This is a genomic window from Ruegeria sp. CDSC068, from assembly GCF_059610545.1.
Window position 1 is genome coordinate 296,440 of record NZ_JBXWNV010000005.1, and the last position, 24,924, is coordinate 321,363.

Sequence of the window (24,924 nt, forward strand, 5' to 3'; positions counted from 1 at the left end):
ATGCCATTGAATCGGCGGTTTTTTTCAATTTTTGCCCACACGGCATTTCACCAATTCGAGAGCAGGGCCGATACTGATACGACCCACCCAGAGTCTCTGCTACATCAGGTGATGTAGATATTCTCGATTGGATCGGAACATGAACATGAAGCAAGACGTTTTCGGACAGATGAACACCCTCAGCCACCCGGCAAGTGCCGAGGCCTGGGATGGTGTTCTGCTTGGGTTCATGGCCCATGCCGCCGTGACGCCGCAGCATCTTGGCAAAGTTCTGGAGCTTGAGCCCGATTTTGCCCTGGGTCACGCAATCAAAGGCTTGTTCATGGTCCTGCTGGGCCGTCGCGAGATGATGCCGGTCGCCGTCGAAGCGATGGCAGCCGCCAACAGTGCCATGGAACGCCAGCCGGTCTCAGCGCGCGAGCGACTGTATGTCGAAGCGCTGGGTCTGTATCTGGCTGACCTGCCCACGCAAGCCATTCAAAAATTCGAAGAGATTCTGCGCGACCACCCACAAGACTCGCTGGCAATGAAATTCAGCCACGCGACGCGATTTGTACTTGGCGACGCGGAAGGCATGCGCCGGTCGATCGAGCGGGTTCTGCCGGCGTACGAACCCGATCATGCAGGTCGTGGGTATTTGCTGGGCTGTCATTCCTTTGCGTTGGAAGAAACCGGTGCCTACGAAAAGGCCGAAATCGCAGGTCGGCAGGCGCTGTGGATGGTGTCGGACGATGCCTGGGGTCTGCACGCCGTTGCACACGTGCATGAGATGACAGGAAACGCGCAGCTGGGCCTTGATTGGTTGGCAGGACGCGAAGAGGCTTGGACCCACTGCAACAACTTCCGCTATCACGTCTGGTGGCACAAGGCGCTGATGCATCTGGATCTGGGTCAGGTGGATCAGGTGATGGAGCTGTATGACAACTACATCCGACAGGACAAAACCGACGACTACCGCGATATCTCGAACGCCACGTCCCTGCTATCACGGCTTGAGCTTGAGGGCGTCAACGTGGGCAACCGCTGGGAAGAACTGGCGGATCTCAGTGCGGCGCGTACCGAAGACGGCTGTCTGATTTTTGCCGATCTTCACTACCTTCTTGCTCTGACTGGCGACAACCGGACAGAGGCGACAGGCAAAATGTTGCAGCGTATTCAAAAAGATGCGCAGCGCAATCAGGGGGACACCCCGATCCGCATGTCCGATCCGGGCATTGCGGCCGCCAAGGGGCTTGAAGCCTTTGGCGAAGGCCTTTACGGCGACGCCTTCGACTTTTTATCGAACGCCCGAGCAGGTATGCAACTGGCAGGTGGAAGCCACGCCCAACGTGATGTATTCGAGCGCATCACAATTGATTCCGGCCTGCGCGCCGGCCGTCTGGATGCTGTCGAGCGCATCCTGGATGACCGTCGCGCCAAAAGAGCCGGGGGCGAAGACAATTACGCTCTTGCGCGCCGCACATTGATCGATGCGGCACGCGACAACGGAGACGCACAAAGCGTCCCGGCTGAATAACAAAAACTAAGACCAAGAAGGACAGAATACGTATGGCGACAGTTTCGCCCGCTTCTGATTTTGCGCCAGTGGCTGCCTCTGCGGCGGCCCCTGCCCGCACGCGCGACCCGCGCCTGGATTTCTATCGCGGCATCGCGATGTTCATCATCCTGATCGCACATATCCCGAACGATCCATGGGCCAAGTGGATTCCCGCGCGGTTTGGATTCTCGGACGCGACCGAGATTTTCGTGTTCTGCTCGGGCATGGCGTCGGCGATTGCCTTTGGCGGAGCGTTCCTGCGCAAGGGGTGGTGGATTGGAACGGCCCGCGTGTCGTTCCGTATCTGGCAGGTCTACTGGGCGCATATCTGCCTGTTCTTCTTTGTCGCCATGTCAATGGCGGCGCTGGATCAATCAGGGCTGTTCGAAAAGACCTACGTTTCGTCTTTGAACCTGCAGCACTTCTTCAACGATCCTGCGCCTCAGATCGTGGGTTTGTTCACGCTGACCTATGTTCCGAACTATTTCGACATCCTGCCGATGTATCTGGTGGTTCTGGCAATGATGCCCATGTTTATGGGCCTCTACCGGTTCGGTTTCTGGGCCGTCGCTGGGACATCCGTCGCGATCTGGCTGGTCGCACAGACCGACATTCTGGACCTCCCAGCCGAACCGTGGTCTGAGCGGCAGTGGTTCTTCAACCCCTTTGGCTGGCAACTGCTGTTCTTTACTGGTTTCGCCTTCATGCGCGGCTGGATACCTGCCCCCCCGGTATCGAAAACCTTGATCTGGGCGGCAGCACTGTTCCTGATCTTCTCGATGCCCTTTGGTTCGTGGAAGGTATTCACATGGATCAACGCAGCGGCCCCCGATCTGGCTGACGAAATCCGCAAGGTCTGGCCCGTGACGAAAGAGTTCCGCGACAAAACCGATTTTGGCCTGTTCCGCTATCTGCATTTCCTGTCACTCGCCTATCTGGGCTGGGTTGTCGCCGGGGAACATGGGCATCGCCTGATTGCAACCGGTCAGGGTACCGCGGCCAAAGTCTGGCAATTCCTGCTGACCGTCATCACCAAAGTCGGGCAGCAATCACTGGCAGTATTCGTTTTTTCCATGGCAGCGGCACGACTTATCGGCGTTGGGCTGGACCTGAGTGGGCGGGATGTTGCCAGTGTTTTCGTCGCCAACATGATTGGCTTTGCGATGATCATCGGCGTGGCATACATGGCCGCTTGGTTTAAGTCACAACCTTGGAAGTCTAAGAAATGAATTTTACACGTCGCGCATTTCTGATCTCAACTTCGGCGCTTGCATTCGCGCCAGCAACTTTTGCCACGGGCGGTGAGGTCCCATTTGACCGCAATGTCGTCATTGAGATGGCCCGAGATCTGGCCAGCCGACCTTATGCGGAACGCGAGATGGTGCCGCAGGAATGGCAGGATCTGACATATCAGCAATACCGCTCGATCCGGTTCCGATTGGACCGTGCGCTGTGGTACGAAACCGAAACACCCTTTAACGTCGATTTCTTTACGCCTGGCCTGTACTTCCCGCGCACTGTTAAAGTCGAAACCGTCGAAAACGGGATGACCACTCCGGTCGCATTCGATCTGGAGATGTTCGACAAATCCGAGGATGTCCCGGAACTGCCGATAGACGACACGCTGGGCTTTTCCGGCCTGCGTCTGCGCACCGAAATGCACCGTCCCGGCAAGACCGATGAGTTCTGCGTCTGGCAAGGAGCCAGTTATTTCCGCGCCATTGGCCTGCATGAAGTTTATGGCCTTTCGGCCCGTGGTCTGGCACTCAAAACCGGCGACCCGGATGGAGAGGAATTCCCTGAATTCATCCGCTTCTGGCTGGAGCGCCCGAAACCCGGTCAGCGCGACATGGTCGTACACGCGCTGATGGACAGTCCCAGCGTGACCGGTGCGTATCGGTTTAATGTCACCGCCGGTGCGGACTGTGTGATGGATATCGAAGCCACGCTGTTCCCGCGCGAAGAGCTGACGCATGTGGGTATCGCCCCCGGCACGTCGATGTTCCTGTTCGATCAGACCAACCACAGCCGGTTCGACGACTTCCGCCCTGCCGTACACGACAGCGATGGTCTGTTGGTGCGCAACGGTGCTGGAGAGGTTCTGTGGCGGCCATTGGCGAACCCGACCCGCCTGCAGATTTCGTCGTTCGTCGACACCAACCCGCGCGGCTTTGGCCTGTTGCAGCGCAAGCGTGAGTTCTCGGATTACGCAGATCTTGAGGCAAATTATCACAAACGCCCTAGCCTGTGGGTCGAACCCGGTGCGGATTGGGGCAAAGGTGCGGTCACGCTGGTTGAAATTCCGGCGGATCAGGAAATCTACGATAACATCGTTGCCTACTGGCGCCCTGCCGAACCCTATACGGCTGGCAGCCAGGTCGACCTGTCCTATCGCCTGATCTGGGGGGAAGAGCCCCAGCGCACACCGATGGCGCGCGTGATCAACACCGCGATGGGCGACAACACGTTTGGTGAAGGGCGTCTGGCCGTCATCGATTTTGAAGAAAGCGAGCTGTTCGAAGACCCAGAGGCGATGACCATTTTCGTAGACTCGCCGCATGCCGAAACATCCGAAGGTGTGCTGCAACGCAACCCCGACACAGGCGGTTTGCGGCTGGCGTTTTCGTTCGAGCCCGGCGACCGCGACCATGTCGAATTGCGCGCGCAGTTGCTGAAAGACAAACAGCCAGCCTCTGAGGTTTGGCTATACCGTTGGACCTCATGACCAGAGATCTTCATATCATGCCGCCTGAGACGCCTCTGGCCATGCCCGCGCAGGATTTCAGCGCAGGGTTTCGGGATGCACAGGTTCCTGATGCCAAACGTCCCTCGGCCGGGTTCTGGCGTGCGCTGGCGTTTTCGCCCGCAATGGCGGCGACGCTGGGACTGTTATGGGTGATGACGGACTGGTTCGACGCCGAAGGCATCAACCTGATCGAGGCCATCCTTCTGGCACTGATTTCATTCAACTTCTTCTGGATTTCCTTCACGGTCTGCACCGTGTTGCTGGGCATGGTCTCCCTGTCCCGGCAGGAGCGTCCCGTACGTCAAGGTCGCGCCCAACAGTTGCGTGTCGCCCTTTTGATGCCGGTCTATAACGAGGTGCCCTGGAACGTGCTGGGCAATGCCCGGACCATGCTTGAAGACTTGCAGGCGCGCGGTGGGCAGCATCACTATGCCATGTTCATCCTCTCGGACACGCGCGACCCCGAGATCGCGGCACAGGAGCAAGCCAGTGTCGAGGCCTTGCGTACCACCCTCGCCCCCGGGCTGGAACTGTATTACCGCCGTCGCGAACAAAACACCGACCGCAAGGTTGGCAACATCGCCGACTGGGTCAGCCGCTGGGGTGCCGAGTGGGATGCCATGCTGGTATTGGATGCCGACAGTCTGATGACCGGTCGCGCCATCGCCCGTTTGACCGACGCATTGGCCCGGGATCCGGGTGCTGGATTGATTCAGAGCTATCCTCAGCTGATCGGTGCACAATCGGTCTTTGCGCGAATGCAGCAATTCGCCAATGGCGTTTATGGCATCGCCTTCGCCGAGGGGCTCGCGCGCTGGTGCGGTCAGGAAGGCAATTATTGGGGCCATAATGCCATTATCCGCACCCAAGCATTCGCCAATTGCGCGGGTTTGCCGAAACTGCGGGCATTGAACGGTCAGGAAAAACTGATCATGAGCCATGACTTCGTCGAGGCCGGTCTGTTGCGTCGGGCCGGTTGGGGTGTGCGTTTCCTGCCCCGCATTCGCGGGTCTTATGAAGAAACGCCGCCGACACTGATTGATCACGCCCTGCGCGATCGGCGCTGGTGTCAGGGCAATTTGCAGCACCTGAAACTGTTGGGCTCAGCCGGGTTCCAGTCGGTGTCACGGTTCCACATGTTCCACGGCGCAGTCGGATATCTGATGTCGCCGCTTTGGTTTGCGCTGCTGGTGATGTGGGCGCTGATCGGTCAGGGTGAGGATGCCTCGGTCCTGCATTATTTTAGCCCTGACAATCCAATGTTCCCGCAATGGCCCGAGATGACGGAAACCCGCCATGTACTGATCATTCTGGTCATGTACGCGATGCTGCTTGCGCCAAAGGTGCTTGGTGTTCTGGCCCTGCCGCTCAGCGGTGCGCGCTATGCCGAATTCGGCGGCGGGCGCAAATTCCTGACCTCATTCCTGGCTGAGGTTGTTCTGTCGATCCTCTACGCCCCCATTCTGATGGTGCAACAGATGATCGCCGTCTTTAGAACTGCGCTAGGTATCCAGAAAGGCTGGTCCCCACAGGCGCGGGATGGCGGCAGCTACAGCCTGCGCACGCTGGTCCTTTGCCACACGGTCGAAACGGTCAGCGGAGTAGCGCTCAGCGTCGGAATCCTATCCGGCCTCGTCTCGGTCTGGCTGGCTCCGATCGCAATCAGCCTTGCGCTGGCTATCCCTCTTTCCGCGCTCAGCGGTGTCTCTGCCGGCGCAGCGCGCCGTATGGTTGGGATGAAGGAGGACTTCAACGAACCCGCAATCACGCGGTCTGCCCGGCGCTATCGGGACGAGTTGAAAAACGTGATCGAAGGTAAGGGCGTGATGACCCCTGCCGAGTGATCAACCACCCGGCAGGCCTTCGTACCAATCAACCATCATGTCGGCCCAGCCTTTGGGCACCATGTGACCACCGGGAAACAGCGCAAACTCCAGCGCGCTGCCGTCGTCACATCCGCTCCAGTATCGGCGCATGAATAGGCCGGTGGTCGAGAACCCGCTAGGCTTTGTATCAATACAGCCATTAGCGATGCGCCAAATTTCGAGCCCGGCAAAGATATCGCCCTGATGAAACCGGCCACCGCCCAGCAATCGCCCTTCCAAAGGCACCACGTTGTCCGTCCAGCCATGGGTGTGGAACATCCGAACCGGGCCATCGCACGCCTCAGGGTCCGGGCGCCAGAACCCGCCTGAGACAGGCGCATAGGCCGAGAACGTATTGGGCGCGGCGCAGGCGAGGTAGTAAACCATGAAAGCACCAGCCGAAAACCCACCTAGGACAACCCGGTCGGTATCAACGCCAAACCGATCCGCAGCATCCTGAACCGCCTCGGTCAAAAAGGCGGTTTCATCGCGTCCTTCCCAACCCGGAAAGAAGTTCCAGCTTTGCCGCCCGTTGTGCTCCGACCCTTCTGGCGCCATTACAGCGTAGCCGCGCGCCAGCAGCGGTTCCACCATGCCACGGTTTTTCAATGTACCGGTGGCGGTGCCACCATAGCCGTGCAGAAACACCACCAGTGGCGGGTTCTCATCCTCGGGCAATTCGATATGGTATCCGCCTGAGGCGGTTTCGCACATACCCTCCAGATCGGCACAGGCGGCCAGCCCCGACTGCCCGACCAGCGCCAAACCCGTTGCCAGTGTTAATTCCCGGATCATACTGCACTCCTGTCGTAGTCGCGAACCGGCAATCCGGCGCGTACCCATCCCGGCCCAGCGGCCGACCCCAACATGCCTTCGGGCACATCAATAATATTCGTAAATCCTGCCTCGGTCAGCCGGTTGCTCAACCGCGCCGAACGCACGCCCCGCGCACAGATCAACGCAATTGCCGCGCCCTTGTCACCTTTGACGAGCTGCGTCAGAGCGGGAATGAAATCGTCACGGCGCATGTCCAAATATTTCGCGCCCTCTCCGATCCCGGTGGACTGCCACTCTTTCGGGGTGCGAATGTCCAGCAACAACACGTCCCCGGCCACGGCCTGCGTATGTGCATCCTGCACGCTAAGTTGCCGTCCCGAATAGTCAGGCGGAATAAGCCGGTATTCGCGTATCGCAAATCCCCCCGCCACTGCGGCACAGCCTCCAATCAAGATCCACCTGCGGGATCGGTTTAAGTTTCGGGCCACGTCGCACCCTCCTGACCTGACTCCGGGTTTCTATCACAGCGCAGATTTGGAATCCGCGCCGAATTTATCCTGGCAGTTCAAGTTCACGTCATTTTTGCAGGCAAAAGCCGCAGCCTCGCTGTGTTGGCGCGCGGCAAATGAGTTGTATTAGCTGGACAGTAAGAAAATTATCCTTACAAAATCAGTACTACTTGACCGCCCAGAACGGAGTATCGCACTTGTCCCTATTCCTCATCGCGGCCCTTCCTTTTCTCGGCGCTGTTTTTCCAGCTCTTCTGATCAGGGCAGGACGAAATGCAGCTGCTTCTGCTGCTGGGTTGACCACATTTCTGGCGCTGATGGGTCTGTTGATCCACATCCCGTCTGTGATGCGAGGCGACGTTGTAACTGCGCGGTTCGAGTGGATACCTGCCCTTGGGTTGAACGCGAATTTCATGCTGGATGGGTTGGGTTTCCTGTTTGCTCTGCTGATCCTTGGGATCGGGTTGCTGATCATCCTGTACGCACGGTTCTACCTGTCGCGCGAGGACCCGATGGGGCAGTTCTACACCTATCTTCTGCTGTTTCAGGGCGCGATGGTCGGGATTGTTCTGTCCGACAACATACTGCTTTTGCTTATCTTTTGGGAACTCACATCGCTTAGTTCCTTCCTGTTGATCGGATATTGGAAACACCTGCCCGAAGGACGTCAAGGTGCGCGGATGGCGCTTGCAGTGACCGGCTCTGGCGGGTTGGCAATGATCGCCGGGATGCTGATCCTGGGCAATATCGTCGGGTCTTATGACCTAAGCGTAATTTTGCAGAACAAAGAGCTGATCCAGGCGTCACCCTATTACCTGCCCGCGTTGATCCTGATCCTGCTAGGTTGCTTTACCAAGTCGGCGCAATTCCCATTCCATTTCTGGCTGCCCCACGCCATGGCGGCCCCGACACCGGTCTCTGCCTACCTGCACTCGGCCACCATGGTGAAGGCCGGGTTGTTCCTGATGGCCCGGATGTGGCCCGTTTTGGCCGGCACCGACGCTTGGTTCTACATTGTTGCCACAACTGGACTTTTCACCATGCTGATGGGCGCGGTGATCGCTCTGTTCAAGGATGACCTCAAGGCCCTTCTGGCGTTTTCGACCGTGTCGCATCTGGGGTTGGTCACCATGTTGCTGGGCTTTGGCACAAAGATCGCCGCCGTAGCCGCGATATTTCACATCATCAACCACGCCACGTTCAAGGCTGCGCTGTTCATGACCGCAGGGATCGTGGATCACGAAACTGGTACGCGGGATATCAAGCGGCTGGGTGGGTTACGCCACCTGATGCCGATCACCTTTACGATTGGCACAATCGCTGCGCTGTCGATGGCGGGCATACCGCCCCTGAACGGGTTCCTGTCCAAGGAAATGATGCTGGAAGAGACCGTTCACACCACATGGCTGCACTCTCATTATCTTGTGCCGGGTCTGGCATTGTTGGCGGCGCTGTTTTCAGCGGCCTATTCCTTCCGGTTTGTCAGCCACGTGTTCCTGGGCCCGGAGCGGCATGATTACCCGGCCCATCCGCATGATCCACCCGTCGGTCTATGGTTGGCGCCTGCCTTCCTTGTCGTGCTGGTGGTACTGATCGGGCTGAACTCTGCCGCCATCGTGGGCCCATTGGTCGCTGTTGTGTCCAGCGCGGTCATTGGCGGTGAGAAGCTGCCGTATTATTCGCTGAAATTGTGGCACGGCTTTACGCCTGCCCTCTATATGTCCGTGGTCGCGACACTGGGCGGTCTGTTCCTGCTGAGCTTGCATCGGCATGAAGAGAAAATCTGGAATGCCCTGCCGCGTCCCGAGGCCAAGGTGATCTTTGATACTGTGATCGGAGTGCTGACAAGACTCAGTCGTTTGATCACCGATACTTTGCACAACGGCGTCCTCAGCCGTTACGCGGTCATTATGATCGGCTTCACCCTCGCGCTGGGTTATTATGCCTATACAACCGGCACAATTGGCCCCGAAACGCGGGGGGCGCTGCCCATTCAGATCATACCGCTTATCGGATGGATCTGCCTTGTCGGTGCAACGCTGGCGATTATGTGGTTCCACCGCAATCGCCTGTTGTCGCTGGTGCTGATTGGTGTTGTCGGCCTGATCGTTTCGATGGCCTTCAACTATCTGTCCGCCCCGGATTTGGCGCTGACGCAGATCTCGGTCGAAGTGGTCACGATGATCCTGCTGCTGCTGTCGCTGAACTTCCTGCCCACGGATACGCCCTGGGACAGCAGCGCCGCGCGCCGCTGGCGCGACGCGGCTATTTCAGTCGTGGCGGGCATTGGTTCGGGCGCGCTGATCTATGCGCTGCTGCTGCGGGATTTTGCCTTTCCGACGATTTCGGAATTCCATCTGGCGAATTCGTACAAAGGTGGTGGCGGCACCAATGTGGTCAACGTCATCCTCGTGGACTTCAGGGGCTTTGATACCTTTGGCGAAATCATCGTTCTGGGTATTGCCGCGCTGATCATCTTTGCCCTGACCGAGGCCGTTCTGGGCACCAATGTGCGCAGCTATCTGCTGAACCGGAAACCGCATTGGCCGCAATCGGGGGACTCACACCCGTTGATGATGGTGGTCGTGACCCGAATGATGATGCCCATCGCGCTGATGGTCGGGGCTTATATCTTTTTCCGCGGCCACAATCAGCCGGGCGGAGGCTTTATCGCGGGCCTTGTTGTCGCAATCGCCTTCCTGATGCAATACATGGCAAGCGGCTATACTTGGGCCATCGAACGCCAGAGGTTCTACTACCATGGCTCCATCGGCTGGGGCGTGCTGATTGCCGCGGCCACGGGTCTGGGTGCGTGGTTTAACGATCGTCCGTTCCTGACCAGCGATTTTGGCTATATTCACTGGCCACCGCTGGAAGAGTTCGAATGGGCCACCGCCATCCTGTTTGACACCGGCGTTTTCCTGGCTGTTCTGGGGGCGGTGATGCTGGCGCTGGACAGCCTGTCCAGGTTCGCGTGGCAACCGGGCATGGCACAGGAATTCCCGATGGATATCAACCCATTGCGGGATAATCCGCCGCAAGAAGAAGAAAACAAGGAGCAGGTCTGATGGAAGCGCTCGTAGCCTCTGCCGTTGGCGTCATGACTGCTGCCGGGATATTCCTGATCCTGCGCCGCCGGACCTTCCCTGTCATTCTGGGTCTGTCTCTGCTGACTTACGCCGTGAACGTGTTCCTGTTCGCAACGGGCCGATTGGCTTTGGACGCGCCTGCCGTTTTGAACAAATACAAAGAGGTGCCCTATACCGATCCGCTGCCGCAGGCTTTGGTGCTGACGGCCATCGTGATCTCGTTCGGAATGACCGCTGTGATCGTGATGATCGCACTCAGTGCCTACCTGTCCTCGAAGGATGACCATATCGACATGAACGCCCATGACAGCGTTGACGCGCCGGGAGAAGACGCATGAACCATTGGATCGTTGCGCCAATCGTCCTGCCCGCGATCCTGGCCCCGTTCATCATCATGGTCCTACGCTTTCACCTGGACCTGCAGCGCATCTTTTCGGTCGCTGGGGTGGTAGCCCTAATTGGTATAGCCCTGACTATCACCGCGCAGGCTGCAGGCGGCGATATTCAGGTCTACGAACTGGGCAACTGGCCTGCGCCCTTTGGCATCGTTCTGGTGCTGGACCGACTATCGGCCATGATGGTGCTACTGACGGCTCTGTTGGCTTTGCCGATCGTGCTTTATGCGATCGCCTCAGGCTGGGACGATCGGGGTAAACATTTTCACGCCCTGTTCCACTTTCAACTGATGGGAGTCTGCGGCGCATTTCTGACCGGCGATGCCTTTAACCTATTCGTGTTCTTCGAAGTTCTGCTGATCGCGTCCTATGGCTTGATGACGCATGGGGGCGGTGCAGTACGGCTGAAGGCTGGGGTGCAATATGTGGCCTATAACCTGCTTGGGTCGACCCTGTTCCTGTTTGCTTTGGGCACGCTTTATGCTGTCACCGGAACGTTGAACATGGCCGACTTGGCCGTGCGGGTGGCCGAATTGCCAGCGGATGACACCGCCCTGCTGCGGGTTGGTGCGGTTTTGCTGCTGCTGGTGTTTTGCATCAAAGCCGCTGTCTTGCCGCTGCACTTCTGGCTACCGGCGAGCTACGCCAGTGCACCCATGCCAGTGGCCGCCCTGTTTGCGATCATGACCAAGGTCGGCGCCTACTCGATCCTGCGGATGTACACGCTGGGCTTCGGGCCAAAGGTTGAGGCAACGCAGGGCCTTGTTGGCGCTTGGTTACAACCCGCCGCTTTGGTGACGCTGGCCGTTGGTGCCATCGGCATTCTGGGCACACAGCATATTGCGCGTATGGTGGCGTTCTGTGCCATCACCTCGATGGGAACGTTGTTGATTGCGATCTCGCTGTTCACGGAAACGGCCACAGCGGCGGCACTGTATTACGTGTATCATTCCACCTTGGCCACTGCGCTTATGTTCCTGGTTGCCGATCTGGTGATGGAACGCCGGGGCGGCGCGATTGCCCCAACTGCACCAATGCCGCAAACGGGTCTGATATCGGCTCTGTTCTTTGTGGGTGCCATTGCACTGGCGGGCATGCCGCCGCTATCGGGTTTTGTCGGCAAGTTGCTGGTGCTGGACGCCGCACGGGACGCACCGGATGCAAACGCCATCTGGGCCGTAATCTTGATCGGTTCCTTCGTCACCATTGTTGGCCTTGCCCGAGCGGGCTCGTTGATCTTCTGGAAAAGCCATGATGCCCAGCACAACACGGAAACGGACCCAGAAAACGAAGAAGAAACCCCGCCCGCGCCTGCGCCCGAGCCCAACCCCGGGCTGGCTTTCACCGCCGTATGCGCAATGGCGATCGGCCTTGTGCTGCTGACCCTGTTTGCGGGACCTGCGCTGGAGTATACCAATAAGACGGCCGAGCAATTGTTCACACCCGAAGATTACATCGCAGCCGTATTGGGAGGCGACACATGATCAGACTTCTGCACCGGATATTCCCGCACCCGCATCTGACGTTCCTGCTGACCATCGTGTGGGTCCTGCTGGCCAACAACATGACCCTGAATTCGCTGGTCTTTGGCCTGATCCTGGGCATCATCATTCCCTTCATCACACAGCCTTATTGGCCTGATCGCCCAAAGCTGCGCAACTGGCCCATGGTCGTTGAATACATCCTGGTTGTGCTTTGGGACATCGTGATCGCGAACATCACCGTTGCCCGGATTATCCTGTTTAAACGCGACGCAGATCGTCAGCCGGCCTGGATCTCGATCCCGCTGGAATTGCGCACACCTGAAGCTATCACAGTGCTGGCGGGTACGATCACCATGACCCCCGGAACCGTCAGCAGCGATCTGTCCGCACAGGGGCATAACCTGCTGGTGCATTGTCTAGATGCCCCCGATCCTGATGCCGTGCGCGACCAGATCAAAAGCCGCTATGAGCGTCGCCTGAAGGAGATTTTCGAATGATCGACATTGCAATCGCCTTTGCATTCGCCTGCTTCGGCGCGGCCATTATGATGTGCCTTTGGCGGATCATCACCGCAGACGGCGTCGGCACCCGCGTTCTGGCGCTGGATACGATGGTCATCAACACGATCGCTCTGTTGATCCTATATGGTCTGACTCTGGGAACAGAAGTGTTCTTCGAATCTGCCATGATCATTGCCATGCTGGGCTTTGTCTCAACGGTTGCCTACGCGCGCTTCATGCTGCGTGGCAATATCATCGAGTGAGGGTGGAATGAGTTTCATCATAGAACTTCTGATCGCCTTCTTCCTAGTTGTCTCAGGCATCTTCGGCTTTGTCGGGTCCTACGGCATGATCAAGCTGAAAGACCCGATGTCCCGCCTGCACGCACCCACCAAGGCGACGACCCTGGGCGTGGGAGGCGTGTTGCTGGCATCAATCAGCCACTCGGTTCTGATCGAACAGCACCTGTCGCTGCACGAGCTTCTGATCACACTGTTCCTGTTCCTGACGGCGCCGATCACGGCCCTGTTCATTGCCAAATGGCACATTCACCGTCATGAAAAGCCCAGCGATCTGCCAGATGCGGGCGAGGACGAACTTTGGGCCACGCACGCTGTTGAGCAGGTCGAAGACGTCCCTGATCACAGCAAGTCCTGAGTTTGATGCACCACCCACCGCTGCCCCTAACCCGCGATCTGGTTCTAATCGGCGGCGGTCACACTCATGCATTGTTGCTGCGCAAGTGGGGTATGAACCCCCTGCCCGGCGCACGGGTGACGGTGATCAACCCCGGCCCCACGGCGCCATATTCGGGGATGCTGCCGGGCTTTGTCGCCGGGCACTACGCACGTCAGGACCTGAACATAGATCTGGTCAAACTAGCCCGCTTTGCCGGCGCGCGGATCATTCTGGGCGCGGTTTCCAGCATCGACCCAGACCGGCGCGAGGTTCATGTGCCAGACCGTCCTCCGGTGGCGTTTGACGTGGCTTCAGTCAATGTGGGGATTACATCGGACATGCCAGCCCTGCCCGGCTTTGACCAGCATGCCGTTCCCGCCAAACCGCTGGGTCCGTTTGCTGCCAGATGGGCAGAGTACCTGGAAGGATCAGGTGATGCCACGGTCGCGGTGATTGGCGGCGGGGTCGCCGGGGCTGAGCTTATCCTGGCTATGGCCTTTGCCTTGCGCACCAAGGGACGCACCGCGCACCTGACCTTGATTGACAGCGCACATGCCCTGACGGCGACCCACCCCAAGTCCGCGCAGACCATTCGCAAAGCGATGGCTGATCTGGGCATCGAAGTGATCGAACGGGCATCTGTTTCGCACATCGCTCAGGATCACGTCGCGCTAGAGGATGGCCGCCAAATCCCGGCCAGCTTTGTGACCGGCGCAGCCGGTGCAAAACCGTATGACTGGATCGCGAATACAGGGCTGGATCTTCAGGATGGCTTCATCCGCGTCAACGCTCAATTGCAGTCCAGCGACCCTGCCGTTTTTGCGGCGGGTGATTGCGCACATCTGACCGAAAACCCTCGCCCCAAAGCCGGAGTTTACGCAGTGCGCGAGGCCCCCGTATTGTACCAAAACCTAAGGGCCGCCTTAGGGTCAGGTGCCATGCGGCGGTATGAGCCGCAAAAGGATTACCTCAAACTCATATCACTAGGCGGCAAGTCTGCATTGGGGGAGCGGCTGGGGACCTCGTTCAGCGGGCCGTTGATGTGGAAATGGAAAAACCACATCGACCAGAGTTTTATGGACAAGTTTCGCAACCTGCCGCAGATGAAGCCTCCGTCCTTGCCCCGCCATCACGCGGCTGGTTTGATCGAAGCCTTGGGCGACAAAACCATGTGCGGGGGCTGCGGTGCCAAAGTCGGGCGCGGCGCGTTGCAATCCGCGCTTGCCGATCTGCCCACCCCTGTTCGTGCGGACGTGACACCACTGCCTGGCGATGATGCCGCCCTGTTGCGGACCGGAGGCGCGCGGCAGGTCATGACCTCGGACCATCTGCGCGGCTTCGTAGACGATCCCACCTTGATGACGCGCATTGCAGCGGTTCACGCCCTTGGGGACATCTGGGCCATGGGTGCCCGCCCGCAGGCCGCCACGGCGACGATCATCCTACCCCGCATGTCGCCAACCCTTCAGCGTCGCACCATGGCCGAGATTATGACCACGGCCAGCGACGTCATCCGTGACGCCGGGGCCGAGATTGTCGGCGGCCACAGCTCGATGGGTGACGAGATGACGATCGGGTTCACCCTGACCGGTCTGTGCGACGCCGACCCGATCACACTGACCGGCGCCAAACCCGGCGATGCTTTGATCCTGACCAAACCATTGGGCAGCGGCGTTCTGATGGCGGCAGAAATGGCGGGCGCAGCAAAGGGCGAATGGGTTGCGGCGGGCGTTGCACACATGGTGCAGCCACAAGGCCGGGCTTCGGAAGTACTGGCAGATGCACATGCGATGACCGATGTAACGGGATTTGGTCTGGCGGGGCACCTGCTGGGCATGACCGAGGCCTCGGGTTGTGGTGCCGCCCTGGATCTTGCGGCAGTTCCGGTAATGGATGGCGCGCGGGAACTGGCCGCGCAGGGCATCCGGTCAACCTTATTCGAAGACAATCGCGCGATTACGCCCGAATTACCGACGGGCGGCAAAGCTGACCTGCTGTATGATCCTCAGACTGCCGGAGGCTTACTGGCCGCGGTACCAGCGGATCAAGGACAGATAATCTGCGAAGCTTTGCGCGAAGCGGGATATCCTGCCGTAATCATTGGGCACATGACCGATGCACCGGGGCTTCGGGTTCAAACCTGATCCAGGATGGCTTCGATCTGCGCTGCTGTTGCAGACAAGCCAGCATGATCCAGCGTCGACGCATGGATATTCGCGATAACGTCTGAACTGCGCACTCGGGCAGATTTGGCATATGCAGGATCATAATGCTGCTCGATCAACGCCTGAGTCAGTGCGCGTTTGTCACCAGCGTCAATCATGTCCAGCCAACCGTCCACCACGTCATGCCCGCGGTGAAACCGCAGCGGGGAAAGGCGGTCGCGCAGGCGGTCAGAGTCCGACAGAACGTCATCATAGGCGGATACCAAGTAGTCCGAACGCGCCTGAACGGAGGCTGTGATCTGGATGCGCGGGGCTTGGCGCAAAGCCGCCCAAAGCGTCGGCGGCAGGATCAGAGACCCGATTTTGGACGACTCCGCCTCGACCACCACGGGGCGCGACATGTCCAGACGGCACAGCACAGACGATAGGGCAGACTCGAACGCCTTTTGGCTGGGTTGTCCACCGGGCATATCACCCAGCAAGGACCCACGGTGGTTGGCCAGCCCCTCTAGATCCAGAACCTGAACGCCGCGAGCAGCAAGATGCACTAATAGTTCGGTCTTCGCCGTGCCGGTATATCCGTCCAGCGCGATCAGGCAATGCGGCAGCGGGTCATCATAAAGATACCGCTTCACCAAGCGGCGATAGGTGCGATAGCCACCCTCGACCACTTCGGCGCGCCAGCCGATCTGTTGCAGCATCCATGTGAACGAGCCCGATCTTTGCCCACCGCGCCAGCAATACACCAAAGGTCGCCATGCTCCTTCATGATGGGACAGGCTGTTCTCGATGTGATTGGCCGCATTCCGAAACACCAGCGCGGCCCCCAGTTTGCGCGCCAAAAATGGGCTTTCCTGAACATAGATCGTGCCGACGCGGGCGCGTTCTTCGTTGTCGAGAACAGGCAGGCTGATGGCGCCGGGAAGGTGGTCTTCGTCAAATTCCGCCGGGCTGCGCACGTCGATCACCGTGTCAAATTCATGCGCATATAGATCGGGCAAACTGTCGAATTTCAGAACCATGTCAGAGGTCTATCCCGCAAAGCCGTGAATGAAAAGGCAGGGCTAAGTTTCGATCGGTTCAATCAATTCCGGCCCGCTGGCGCGGTTCGAATTCACGGTCGGGCTGACGCGATGATAGCTGAGGACATCTTCGTCCCCCGGCTGCATCAGTCGCGCGGCCCCCTTTCCGGCCTCCCCCAGCCACAGCGGCCAGTCATCGGGTTCCAGAATCAAAGGCATGCGATGATGGATCGCGCTGAGGTGACGGTTGGCCGGCGTCGTGACGATGGCGCAGGTGCCCTGCCGCGCATCTTCAGGCCCCCAATCCTGCCAAACACCGGCAAAGGCAATCGGTGCGTTGTCCTGACGGAAGATGTACCATGGCAACCTGTCGCCTTGCTCCGTCTTGGTCCATTCATAGAACCCCGTCGCGGCGATCAGGCAGCGGCGTTCGCGGCATGCAGCGCGAAAGGCGGGCTTTTCGGCAAGCGTTTCCGCCCGCGCGTTGATCAACAGAGGTCCTGCGTTTTCCGCCTTGTACCAATGGGGCAAAAACCCCCAGCGTAGCGGATCAAGCGTGCGCCCGTTTTCGCCCGCGCGCACCACATGCACCTGATTGGTCGGGCAGACGTTGAAATTCGGCACCGCTGGCAAAGTGTTAGCTGGGCGGGCCGAAAAAAGCTGCGCCATTGCATCGTTGGGAAGTGTTACGGCAAACCGTCCGCACATAGGCTTTGTCCCTTTTTCAGAAATTGTAGGTTAATGTCGCCCGCGCCGATACCGAGTGGAACACCATCAAGCCGTTTCTGACCATAAGACTGAAAAGGCCGCGTCAAACGCGGCCTTTTGGTTTGTTTATCGATGCAGATTTACTTCTGCTTAATCCGCCCATCCAGATAGGGCGTGTAAGGCGCGTTTTCGGCCAGGTATTCCGCCGTTACATCTGCCAAATCGGGGCCGAAGTCATAGGCGTTCTTGTCGTCACCCGAGAACATCTTGTAGCCATCACCGCCATTGCGGACGTAGTTGTTGGTGACCACCAGATAAGTCGCGGCCGGATCGATGGGAACAAACCCGTCTCCGTCGGCAACCATGACCTCAGCGATACGCCCTTCGTTCGGCGCAACGGCCGGGTCCCAGGTGAAGGTCAGGCCAGCAACCTGCGGAAAGCGGCCTTTGACCTCTTCCACCTGGCTGACGCCGTTTTCCAGCGCATCGATGACGCCCTGGCCGCTGATCTCAAAGGTCGACAGCGTGTTCTGGAACGGCAGCACGGTCAGCACTTCGCCCATGGTCACGTCGCCCGGATCGATCGAAGCCCGCAGACCGCCCGAGTTGGCAATCGCAATCTTAACGCCCTGATCCGCGACGCGTGCCAACATTGCGTCGGCCACAAGGTTGCCCATCTGGCATTCCTGAACACGGCAAATAGCGCGGTCGCCTTCGATGGCATCGGCAGAGTTTGCAACCACTTTGTTGCGGATTTCATCCAATGGCACGGCCAGCTCGGCAATACGATCCAGAGCGGCCTGATCCTCGGTAACTGAGTTGTCCATGATCAGCGGCTCGCCAGCAGCCGAGACGACGTTGCCGTCATCGTCAAATGTCACATTCAGCTCACCCAAGAATTTGCCGTAGGCATAGGCCTGAACGATCTGCACGCCGTTTACCACGGTCGGGTACGGGCCGGCGGCCTTGTCCGAGGTGTTCGACAGGTATGTGTTCGAATGGCCACCTACGATCACGTCAACTCCGGTGGTTTCCTGCGCAACGCGCTGATCCACACCGTAGCCCGAGTGGCTGAGAACGATGATCTTGTTGACGCCTTCACCGGTCAGCTTATCCACCTCAGCCTGAACCGCAGGCACCGGGTCCGAGAACGAGATATTCGGACCGGGCGAGGCAAGCTCATCAGTGTCGATAGGTGTCAGGCCGATCAGGCCGATCTTTTCGCCGCCAACTTCGATCACGGTCGATTTCTTGATCTTGTTGGTCAGCAACTCTTCGTCCGCAATATCCGCATTGGACATTAGAACCGGGAAATCGACCGAGTCGATAAAGCCGCGCAGAACCTCGGGGCCGTCGTCGAATTCGTGGTTACCCACCGTCATCGCGTTGTAGCCCAGCTTGTTCATGAACTCGGCCGCGACCTTGCCCTTGTAATAGGTATAGAACAGCGATCCCTGAAACTGGTCTCCGCCATCAACCAGAATCGAGTTTTCGGCGCGGCCACGTGCCTCCTCGACTGCAGTGACCAAGCGGGCGGAACCGCCAAAGCATTTGCCTTCGGCATTGTCTTCATCACCGCAACCGCTGTCGTATTTGTTGATCGGCTCAAAACGCGAGTGGAAATCGTTGGTGTGCAGAATCGTCAGTTTGTACTCGGCAAATGCCATGCCTGCGGTCAGGCTAAGCGCGGCGGCAGATGTCAAAAGACGGGTGAGCATAGTTTAACTCCCTATTGTTAATTGCGGAGATGTTGCGACGCGCAACGCCGAGAGTCAAAGGGGGAAATCCGGCTTGATTCTACCCGTGGCCCGGTGCATCACGACCGCATGCTGATTTACAAAATTTTTCGGGCCGATGAATGGGCCACGTTACAGGCGCAAGGCGCATCAGACGGGGCGCCGATTGATGTCTCTGACGGATATGTTCACTTCTCGACTGCCAAGCAGGCGGCAGAAACAGCCGCCAAACATTTTGCCGGGGTCGAAGGGCTGACCCTGCTGGCGTGTGACGCCGATGCGATGGGCGACGACTTGAAATGGGAAGTTTCGCGGGGTGGCGCGCTTTTCCCGCATCTTTATCGGCAGATCAAAATGACCGATGTTGTCTGGTCGCGCGCCCTGCCCTTTGATAGAACCGCTCACCAGTTTCCCAAGGATATGGAATGACCAATTTCGTCGATCCGGACCGCGCCCAGTTTGAGGCCTTCAAGGACCTTGATCGGGACCACCCGATCGAGATGCTGAACTTGGTGAAGTTCCGCGACGCTGCTGAGTATCCCGCAGGGCACAAACTCGTGGATGCCGGGCTGACCGGCGCGCAGGCTTACGGCAAGTACGGCTCGGAAACCGCTCCGATCATAGCGCGCCTTGGCGCTTCGATCCTGTGGCGCGGCGTGTTTCAGACGACACTGATCGGCCCGCAAAACGAAAACTGGGACGCAGTATTCATCGCCCGCTATCCCACAGCGCACGCGTTTCTGGAAATGGTGACGGACCCGGTTTACCAAATGGCTGTGGTGCACCGCCAAGCCGCCGTCGAAACCTCGCGCCTTATACGATGCGCCCCTACCATTGGCGGAGAGGCATTCGGATGAAACTGACTGAAAAACTGGGGCTGGCAGCCCTGCACCGCATGGATCCTGAGACAGCTCACGGATTATCGATCAAGGCGCTAAAGGCCGGATTGGCCCCTGCGCCGGGTCCAGTGACCTCCAGTCGGTTGCGCACCGAAGTGGCGGGATTGGACCTGCCGAATCCCGTTGGCCTGGCCGCAGGATTCGACAAGAATGGTGAGGTTCTTGCGCCTTTGTCCCGCGCAGGGTTCGGGTTTATTGAGGTCGGTGCCGTGACCCCGCGCCCGCAGCCCGGCAACCCGAAACCACGCCTGTTCCGCCTGACCCAGGACATGGCCGCCATCAACCGGTTCGGGTTCAACAACGAAGGCATGGAGGTCATGGCCCGCCGTCTGGCTGACCGCCCAAAGGACGCGGTGATTGGCCTGAACCTGGGTGCCAACAAAGACAGCGACGACCGCCCCGGCGATTTTGCCAAGGTCCTGGCCCATTGCGCCGCGCATCTGGATTTTGCCACGGTCAACGTCTCATCCCCGAATACGGAAAAACTGCGTGATCTTCAGGGCAAGGCGGCCCTGAGTGCGTTGCTAAGCGGCGTGATTGAGACGCGCAACGCACTGCCCCGCCCCTTGCCAATCTTCCTGAAGATTGCTCCGGATCTGACCGAAGGCGAATTGCAAGACATCGCCGATGTGGCCCGCGAAACCGGCGTGGATGCGGTGATTGCCACCAACACGACCCTGTCACGCGAAGGTCTGCGCAGTGCCCATAAGGGTGAAGCAGGCGGTCTGTCCGGCGCACCGTTATTCCAGAAATCGACCCGCGTTCTGGCACGTCTTAGCCAGTTGACCGACGGGCAAATCCCATTGATTGGCGTTGGCGGGATCGGGACGGCAAAGCAGGCTTACGCCAAGATCTGCGCCGGGGCTTCGGCTGTGCAGTTCTATACGGCCATGGTATATGGCGGCATTTCATTGGCCGCAGAAATTGCCGAAGGTCTGGATGAACTGCTGGCGCAAGACGGGTTCACTTCGGTGGCAGAGGCGGTTGGCAGCAAAAGAGAGGACTGGCTGTGATTGAATATTGGCATAACCCGCGCTGTTCAAAATCCCGCACAGGTCTGGCGTTGCTGGAAGAAAAAGGTGCGACCGTCAAGGTTCGGAAGTATCTGGAGGATGCGCCGTCGTCTGATGAGCTGCGCGCGGTGCTGTCCCAATTGGGAATTCCGGCCATCGAGATGATGCGGACAGGCGAAAAGCGGTTCAAGGAACTAGGCTTGACGAAAACGACACCCGATGATGACCTAATCCAGTCTATGGCGGAAAACCCCATCCTGATCGAGCGTCCTCTGGCCATTGCCGGTGACAAGGCCGCGATTGGTCGTCCGCCCGAAAACCTGCTGTCGCTGCTTTAAGCGATCTGCGCTTCCAGCTTAGGGTAACGCCAACCCAACGTGACCCCGCGCACGATGTTCAGGACCATCAGCGCGGCCCAAAGCCCATGGTTGCCGAACGTCGGCACCAGCAGGAACAGGGCCACCACATAGATCGCGACGGACTGGATCATCGCCTGCCGCATGGCGCGGGTCCAGGTCGCCCCGATATAGATACCGTCGAACATCCAGCTGGCTACGCCGATCACCGGCGCAAGGGCCGCCCAGAGCAGAAACTCGCGCGCGGCAACCCGTACTTCGGGTGAGGTTGACATCAGATCAATCAGGGATGGTCCGGTCAGAAAAAACACAAGACCCAGGGCAAACGCACCTCCGACGCCCCATTGCGAGGCCATGATCGACGCGCGCCGTACCTGGGCCCGATCACGCGCGCCGACCGCACTGCCCACCAGCGCCTCGGCAGAGAATGCGAAACCGTCCAAGGCAAAAGCCGTGATCTCAAGAAATTGCAGCAGCACCTGATTTGCCGCCAGATTGACGTCCCCCAGATCGGAACCAACAAACAAAAAAGTGGTAAATGCGCCGGTCAAAAGCACCGAACGCACCATTATGTCGCCGTTCACCTGCATCATTCGGCGCAGACGCGCTGGGTCAAAGATCCTGGGCCAGTCGCGCCACTGATTTCCAGCGAAAGCGTCGTGGCACAACCAGAGACCAAGCGCCAACCCGGTCCATTCGGCGATCAGCGTCGCGATGGCGACACCTTCGACGCCCCAGCCAAGGCCAAGAACAAACCAGAGATCCAGAACGATGTTCAGCCCGTTCATCCAGATCTGCAAAACAAACACACCCTTGGTGCGCTCTACCGCGATCAGCCAGCCCGTGACGGCAAAAAGCGCAATCGTTGCCGGGGCACCCCAGATACGGATCTCCAGATAGGCGCGGGTCAGCGACTCGACCTCGGGACTGGCTGGAGACAGGGCGAACGCCCCCCAGAACAACCAGACTTGTGTCAGGATAAAGAACAAACCTGCCGCGCCGCCCAACAATAGCCCGCGCATCAGCAAGGCTCCGGTTTCCGCCGTGTCCCCTGCACCACGTGCCTGGGCAGCAAGACCGGTTGTCCCCATACGCAAGAACCCGAACACCCAGTAGATGGTCGCTAGAATAACGGCTCCCATGCCGACCGCACCGATTGGGGCCGCCTGACCCAACTGCCCCACGACACCAGTATCCACCGCCCCCAGAATTGGCACCGTCGCATTGGACAATACGATCGGCGCTGCAATCCGGAGCACCCGCTTATGCGTAATGGGTGCCGAAGCGTCCTGCATAGCTTTCTATTTTCCGTCGGTAGTGGGCCGCGGCATCAGGAAATGCCCCGAAGCCTGTGCAAAGAGCTTCGCGTGATTGTCCTGCCAGGCCTCGACCCGGACAGAGGCATAGCGACGCCCGGCCCGACTGATGAACGCGCGTGCATAAGCATCACGCGGCAGGCCTGACCGCAGATAGTCGACGGTGAAATCGACGGTCTTTGGAAAACGTACTTTTTCGTAGTCGGCGATATCACTGGCATTCAGTTCCCCGCTTTCGATCTTGGGCAGCAAGAACTCCCAACTCAGCGTGATGACGGCCGTGACTTCTAGAAACGCCGCCGTGACGCCGCCATGCAATGCGGGCAGTAACGGATTACCGATCAGTTTCTGGTCAAAGTTCAAAACACCAGTCAGTTCATCACCGCGGCGATCAAAGCCGATGTCGAGGAACCGAATGTAGGGCACACCATCGACAATCGCGTTCAACGCCGCATCCCGGCGTTGTTTTACGACCTGGACGGGTTCCGGGCGAGTACGCACCATTACAGACCCTCCACCGTGAATGACCCTGCCGCTGTGGCCACTGGAAGACCTTCGTCTTCGTCCATCGCCGTCGCGCGCACAAAGGCGACGTTCCGTGTGATGTGGTAGCATGTCGCCTGGGTCGTTATCGTCTGTCCCGGTGTTGCCGCCCGCATATAGTCGATCCTCAGGTCAATTGTCGCCGTACCCCCTGGGGCCGACGGATGGCTCATGACGGCGGCACCACAACAGGTATCCAGTGCGGCGAAAACAGCGCCGCCATGAATCACCCCGGTGCGCGGATCGCCAACAAGCTCTTTGCTGTACGGCATTGTAATACCCGCTTCGCCATTTCCGATTGAGGTCAGCTTCAGACCCAACGCCCTTGCATGCGGGATCGCCTCGATGAACTGGCGCGCAATTGCGGCTTTGTCGACCATGTACTTGAATCCGTTCTTTTGGTTTATCCCTTTATGAGCCCGTGTCCGCCAAAAGAGCAAGCCCGCCGGTTGCGCTTGCCGCTGACAGAACATAGGCTGCGCCAGAGGAGATCAGGAATGTCCGACAACCGTTTGTCATTCAAAGAGATGTGCGCCGAGTACGATGTGACTCCACGTACCCTGCGCTACTATGAGTACATCGAATTGCTGCAACCCGATCGGGAAGGCAGATCGCGATATTATGGTCCGCGGGAATGCGCACGCATGACTTTGATCCTGCGCGGCCGCAAATATGGGTTTTCGCTGGAAGATATCCGGCAGTGGCTGCTGATCTATGAAAATGAAGGCAACGAGATCCAAATGCGTGCATTTGTCGACGTCGCGGATAAGCAGATCGTCGAACTGAACCAGCAAAAACAGCAATTGGACGAGGCAATTGATGCCCTGACCGAGATGCGCGACCAGACTGCCAAATCGCTCGAGTGATTCCGTTGGCGCACCATCGCGCACTCAAAAAATGAAGCGAATCTCGCACACTTCGGCCATGCCTTAAGGTGTGTTGGGTCGCTCTGCGGGAATTGGCACCCACAAATTCCGTTACGTTAATTCCGAAAAAGTCGGAAATCCGCGACTTGACGCGCGCGGAAGTTACGTAAACTTCTGTTGTGACGCAGCGTTCACATTACGTGAACGTCATCTACATGTTGTAACGTGCGCATCGACTGCGCAACTGACTTTCATTGACGCCAGTGACGAGAGTGCTGAAACCATGACCGAAGATCTGATGACCATCCGAGAAATGTGCGAGACATATGATGTCACGCCCCGCACGTTGCGGTTTTACGAGGCCAAAGAGCTTTTGTTTCCGATCCGCGAAGGTCAGAAACGGCTGTTCACCAAAAGTGATCGTGCCCGCCTGAAACTCATCCTGCGCGGCAAGCGCTTTGGGTTCAGCCTTGAAGAAATACGCCAGCTTCTGGACCTTTACCATGTCGGCGACCAACAGATGACTCAGATATCACGCACCTATGAAATTGCGTGCGAGCGCCTGGAAGATATGGAAGCGCGCCGTGAGGAACTGACCCAGGCGATCGACGATCTGAAAGAACAGTTGCGCTGGGGCGAGAAAGTCATCGCCTCGGTCAAACAAGACAAAAAGGCTGCCGAGTAACCCCCTCGCCTGCCTACCACCCGGACATATGAATT

At 58.6% G+C, this 24,924-nt stretch carries 25 protein-coding genes; 17 read left to right on the forward strand and 8 right to left on the reverse strand.

The window, feature by feature from the left end; translation table 11 throughout:
- The first annotated feature begins 145 nt into the window (after window positions 1-145).
- The 4 genes from AC2FID_RS12860 to mdoH are packed head-to-tail and all read left to right on the forward strand — an operon-like array spanning window position 146 to window position 6,127.
- On the forward strand, window positions 146-1,516 hold the full coding sequence (locus AC2FID_RS12860; RefSeq protein WP_496837150.1) for a tetratricopeptide repeat protein: 1,371 nt from the start codon (window positions 146-148) through the stop codon (window positions 1,514-1,516).
- A gap of 32 nt (window positions 1,517-1,548) precedes the next feature.
- The gene (locus tag AC2FID_RS12865; protein ID WP_496697028.1) at window positions 1,549-2,766 is read left to right on the forward strand and encodes an OpgC family protein; all 1,218 of its coding nucleotides are present in this window, start codon (window positions 1,549-1,551) and stop codon (window positions 2,764-2,766) included.
- Window positions 2,763-4,262: an OpgD/OpgG family glucan biosynthesis protein gene (locus AC2FID_RS12870; protein WP_496837152.1), complete on the forward strand. Its 1,500-nt coding sequence runs from the start codon at window positions 2,763-2,765 to the stop codon at window positions 4,260-4,262. The genes AC2FID_RS12865 and AC2FID_RS12870 overlap by 4 nt, the downstream gene beginning before the upstream one ends.
- Window positions 4,259-6,127, forward strand: coding sequence for a glucans biosynthesis glucosyltransferase MdoH (gene mdoH, locus AC2FID_RS12875; protein WP_496837154.1), 1,869 nt, complete (start codon window positions 4,259-4,261; stop codon window positions 6,125-6,127). Before AC2FID_RS12870 ends, mdoH begins: the two co-directional genes overlap by 4 nt.
- Here mdoH and AC2FID_RS12880 read toward each other — a convergent pair whose 3' ends face one another.
- Window positions 6,128-6,943, reverse strand: a complete 816-nt coding sequence (locus AC2FID_RS12880) for a CE1 family esterase (RefSeq protein ID WP_496837156.1) — start codon at window positions 6,941-6,943, stop codon at window positions 6,128-6,130. It abuts the gene before it with no gap.
- The gene (locus AC2FID_RS12885; RefSeq protein WP_496754700.1) at window positions 6,940-7,413 is read right to left on the reverse strand and encodes a rhodanese-like domain-containing protein; all 474 of its coding nucleotides are present in this window, start codon (window positions 7,411-7,413) and stop codon (window positions 6,940-6,942) included. The genes AC2FID_RS12880 and AC2FID_RS12885 overlap by 4 nt, the downstream gene beginning before the upstream one ends.
- Before the next feature lie 218 nt (window positions 7,414-7,631).
- Here AC2FID_RS12885 and AC2FID_RS12890 point away from each other — a divergent pair, with 218 nt between their 5' ends.
- From AC2FID_RS12890 to selD, 7 genes are read left to right on the forward strand one after another with little or no spacing between them, the layout of a single operon-like run.
- Window positions 7,632-10,502, forward strand: coding sequence for a monovalent cation/H+ antiporter subunit A (locus AC2FID_RS12890; protein ID WP_496837158.1), 2,871 nt, complete (start codon window positions 7,632-7,634; stop codon window positions 10,500-10,502).
- Window positions 10,502-10,861: a Na+/H+ antiporter subunit C gene (locus tag AC2FID_RS12895; protein ID WP_108860216.1), complete on the forward strand. Its 360-nt coding sequence runs from the start codon at window positions 10,502-10,504 to the stop codon at window positions 10,859-10,861. Before AC2FID_RS12890 ends, AC2FID_RS12895 begins: the two co-directional genes overlap by 1 nt.
- Complete coding sequence (locus AC2FID_RS12900) at window positions 10,858-12,402, forward strand: monovalent cation/H+ antiporter subunit D (protein WP_496837160.1); 1,545 nt, start codon at window positions 10,858-10,860, stop codon at window positions 12,400-12,402. Before AC2FID_RS12895 ends, AC2FID_RS12900 begins: the two co-directional genes overlap by 4 nt.
- Window positions 12,399-12,899, forward strand: coding sequence for a Na+/H+ antiporter subunit E (locus tag AC2FID_RS12905; protein ID WP_432653421.1), 501 nt, complete (start codon window positions 12,399-12,401; stop codon window positions 12,897-12,899). The genes AC2FID_RS12900 and AC2FID_RS12905 overlap by 4 nt, the downstream gene beginning before the upstream one ends.
- Window positions 12,896-13,165, forward strand: a complete 270-nt coding sequence (locus AC2FID_RS12910) for a K+/H+ antiporter subunit F (protein WP_058274196.1) — start codon at window positions 12,896-12,898, stop codon at window positions 13,163-13,165. The genes AC2FID_RS12905 and AC2FID_RS12910 overlap by 4 nt, the downstream gene beginning before the upstream one ends.
- Window positions 13,166-13,172: 7 nt before the next feature.
- Window positions 13,173-13,559 carry a Na+/H+ antiporter subunit G gene (locus AC2FID_RS12915; protein ID WP_282169199.1) on the forward strand — a complete coding sequence of 129 codons (387 nt, stop codon included), beginning with the start codon at window positions 13,173-13,175 and terminating at the stop codon, window positions 13,557-13,559.
- Window positions 13,560-13,564: 5 nt separating this feature from the next.
- Entirely contained in the window at window positions 13,565-15,724 is a 2,160-nt protein-coding gene (gene selD / locus AC2FID_RS12920; RefSeq protein WP_282169198.1) for a selenide, water dikinase SelD, read from the forward strand.
- Here the strand turns inward: selD and mnmH are convergent.
- The 3 genes from mnmH to AC2FID_RS12935 all read right to left on the reverse strand — a co-directional run bounded on the left by mnmH (window position 15,715) and on the right by AC2FID_RS12935 (window position 19,193).
- The gene (mnmH, locus tag AC2FID_RS12925; protein ID WP_496837164.1) at window positions 15,715-16,767 is read right to left on the reverse strand and encodes a tRNA 2-selenouridine(34) synthase MnmH; all 1,053 of its coding nucleotides are present in this window, start codon (window positions 16,765-16,767) and stop codon (window positions 15,715-15,717) included. The genes selD and mnmH overlap by 10 nt on opposite strands.
- A 42-nt stretch (window positions 16,768-16,809) precedes the next feature.
- The gene (locus AC2FID_RS12930) at window positions 16,810-17,475 is read right to left on the reverse strand and encodes an SOS response-associated peptidase (RefSeq protein ID WP_496837166.1); all 666 of its coding nucleotides are present in this window, start codon (window positions 17,473-17,475) and stop codon (window positions 16,810-16,812) included.
- 140 nt (window positions 17,476-17,615) lie between these two features.
- Window positions 17,616-19,193: a bifunctional metallophosphatase/5'-nucleotidase gene (locus tag AC2FID_RS12935; RefSeq protein ID WP_282119934.1), complete on the reverse strand. Its 1,578-nt coding sequence runs from the start codon at window positions 19,191-19,193 to the stop codon at window positions 17,616-17,618.
- A 108-nt stretch (window positions 19,194-19,301) separates the two neighbouring features.
- Between AC2FID_RS12935 and AC2FID_RS12940 the strand changes: the two genes are divergently transcribed.
- Genes AC2FID_RS12940 through arsC form a run of 4 tightly spaced genes read left to right on the forward strand, consistent with a single transcriptional unit; the run spans window position 19,302 to window position 21,461 of the window.
- On the forward strand, window positions 19,302-19,640 hold the full coding sequence (locus AC2FID_RS12940; RefSeq protein ID WP_496837168.1) for a DUF952 domain-containing protein: 339 nt from the start codon (window positions 19,302-19,304) through the stop codon (window positions 19,638-19,640).
- A complete protein-coding gene (locus AC2FID_RS12945; protein WP_496704985.1) occupies window positions 19,637-20,068 on the forward strand; it encodes a DUF1330 domain-containing protein in 432 nt (143 codons plus the stop codon). Before AC2FID_RS12940 ends, AC2FID_RS12945 begins: the two co-directional genes overlap by 4 nt.
- Window positions 20,065-21,123, forward strand: coding sequence for a quinone-dependent dihydroorotate dehydrogenase (locus AC2FID_RS12950; protein ID WP_472724142.1), 1,059 nt, complete (start codon window positions 20,065-20,067; stop codon window positions 21,121-21,123). The genes AC2FID_RS12945 and AC2FID_RS12950 overlap by 4 nt, the downstream gene beginning before the upstream one ends.
- Window positions 21,120-21,461 (forward strand): arsenate reductase (glutaredoxin), encoded by a 342-nt coding sequence (gene arsC / locus AC2FID_RS12955; RefSeq protein ID WP_108860207.1) that lies wholly within the window; start codon window positions 21,120-21,122, stop codon window positions 21,459-21,461. Before AC2FID_RS12950 ends, arsC begins: the two co-directional genes overlap by 4 nt.
- On the opposite strand, the gene AC2FID_RS12960 is transcribed toward arsC, so the two are convergent.
- The 3 genes from AC2FID_RS12960 to AC2FID_RS12970 are packed head-to-tail and all read right to left on the reverse strand — an operon-like array spanning window position 21,458 to window position 23,718.
- Window positions 21,458-22,774: an MATE family efflux transporter gene (locus AC2FID_RS12960; RefSeq protein WP_109313967.1), complete on the reverse strand. Its 1,317-nt coding sequence runs from the start codon at window positions 22,772-22,774 to the stop codon at window positions 21,458-21,460. The genes arsC and AC2FID_RS12960 overlap by 4 nt on opposite strands.
- A gap of 6 nt (window positions 22,775-22,780) precedes the next feature.
- The gene (locus tag AC2FID_RS12965) at window positions 22,781-23,299 is read right to left on the reverse strand and encodes a PaaI family thioesterase (RefSeq protein WP_496837171.1); all 519 of its coding nucleotides are present in this window, start codon (window positions 23,297-23,299) and stop codon (window positions 22,781-22,783) included.
- Window positions 23,299-23,718, reverse strand: a complete 420-nt coding sequence (locus AC2FID_RS12970; RefSeq protein ID WP_113790396.1) for a PaaI family thioesterase — start codon at window positions 23,716-23,718, stop codon at window positions 23,299-23,301. Before AC2FID_RS12970 ends, AC2FID_RS12965 begins: the two co-directional genes overlap by 1 nt.
- A 117-nt stretch (window positions 23,719-23,835) precedes the next feature.
- Between AC2FID_RS12970 and AC2FID_RS12975 the strand changes: the two genes are divergently transcribed.
- Complete coding sequence (locus AC2FID_RS12975) at window positions 23,836-24,204, forward strand: MerR family transcriptional regulator (protein ID WP_058275812.1); 369 nt, start codon at window positions 23,836-23,838, stop codon at window positions 24,202-24,204.
- A gap of 283 nt (window positions 24,205-24,487) precedes the next feature.
- Window positions 24,488-24,889, forward strand: coding sequence for a MerR family transcriptional regulator (locus tag AC2FID_RS12980; protein ID WP_058274210.1), 402 nt, complete (start codon window positions 24,488-24,490; stop codon window positions 24,887-24,889).
- Window positions 24,890-24,924 lie beyond the last annotated feature (35 nt).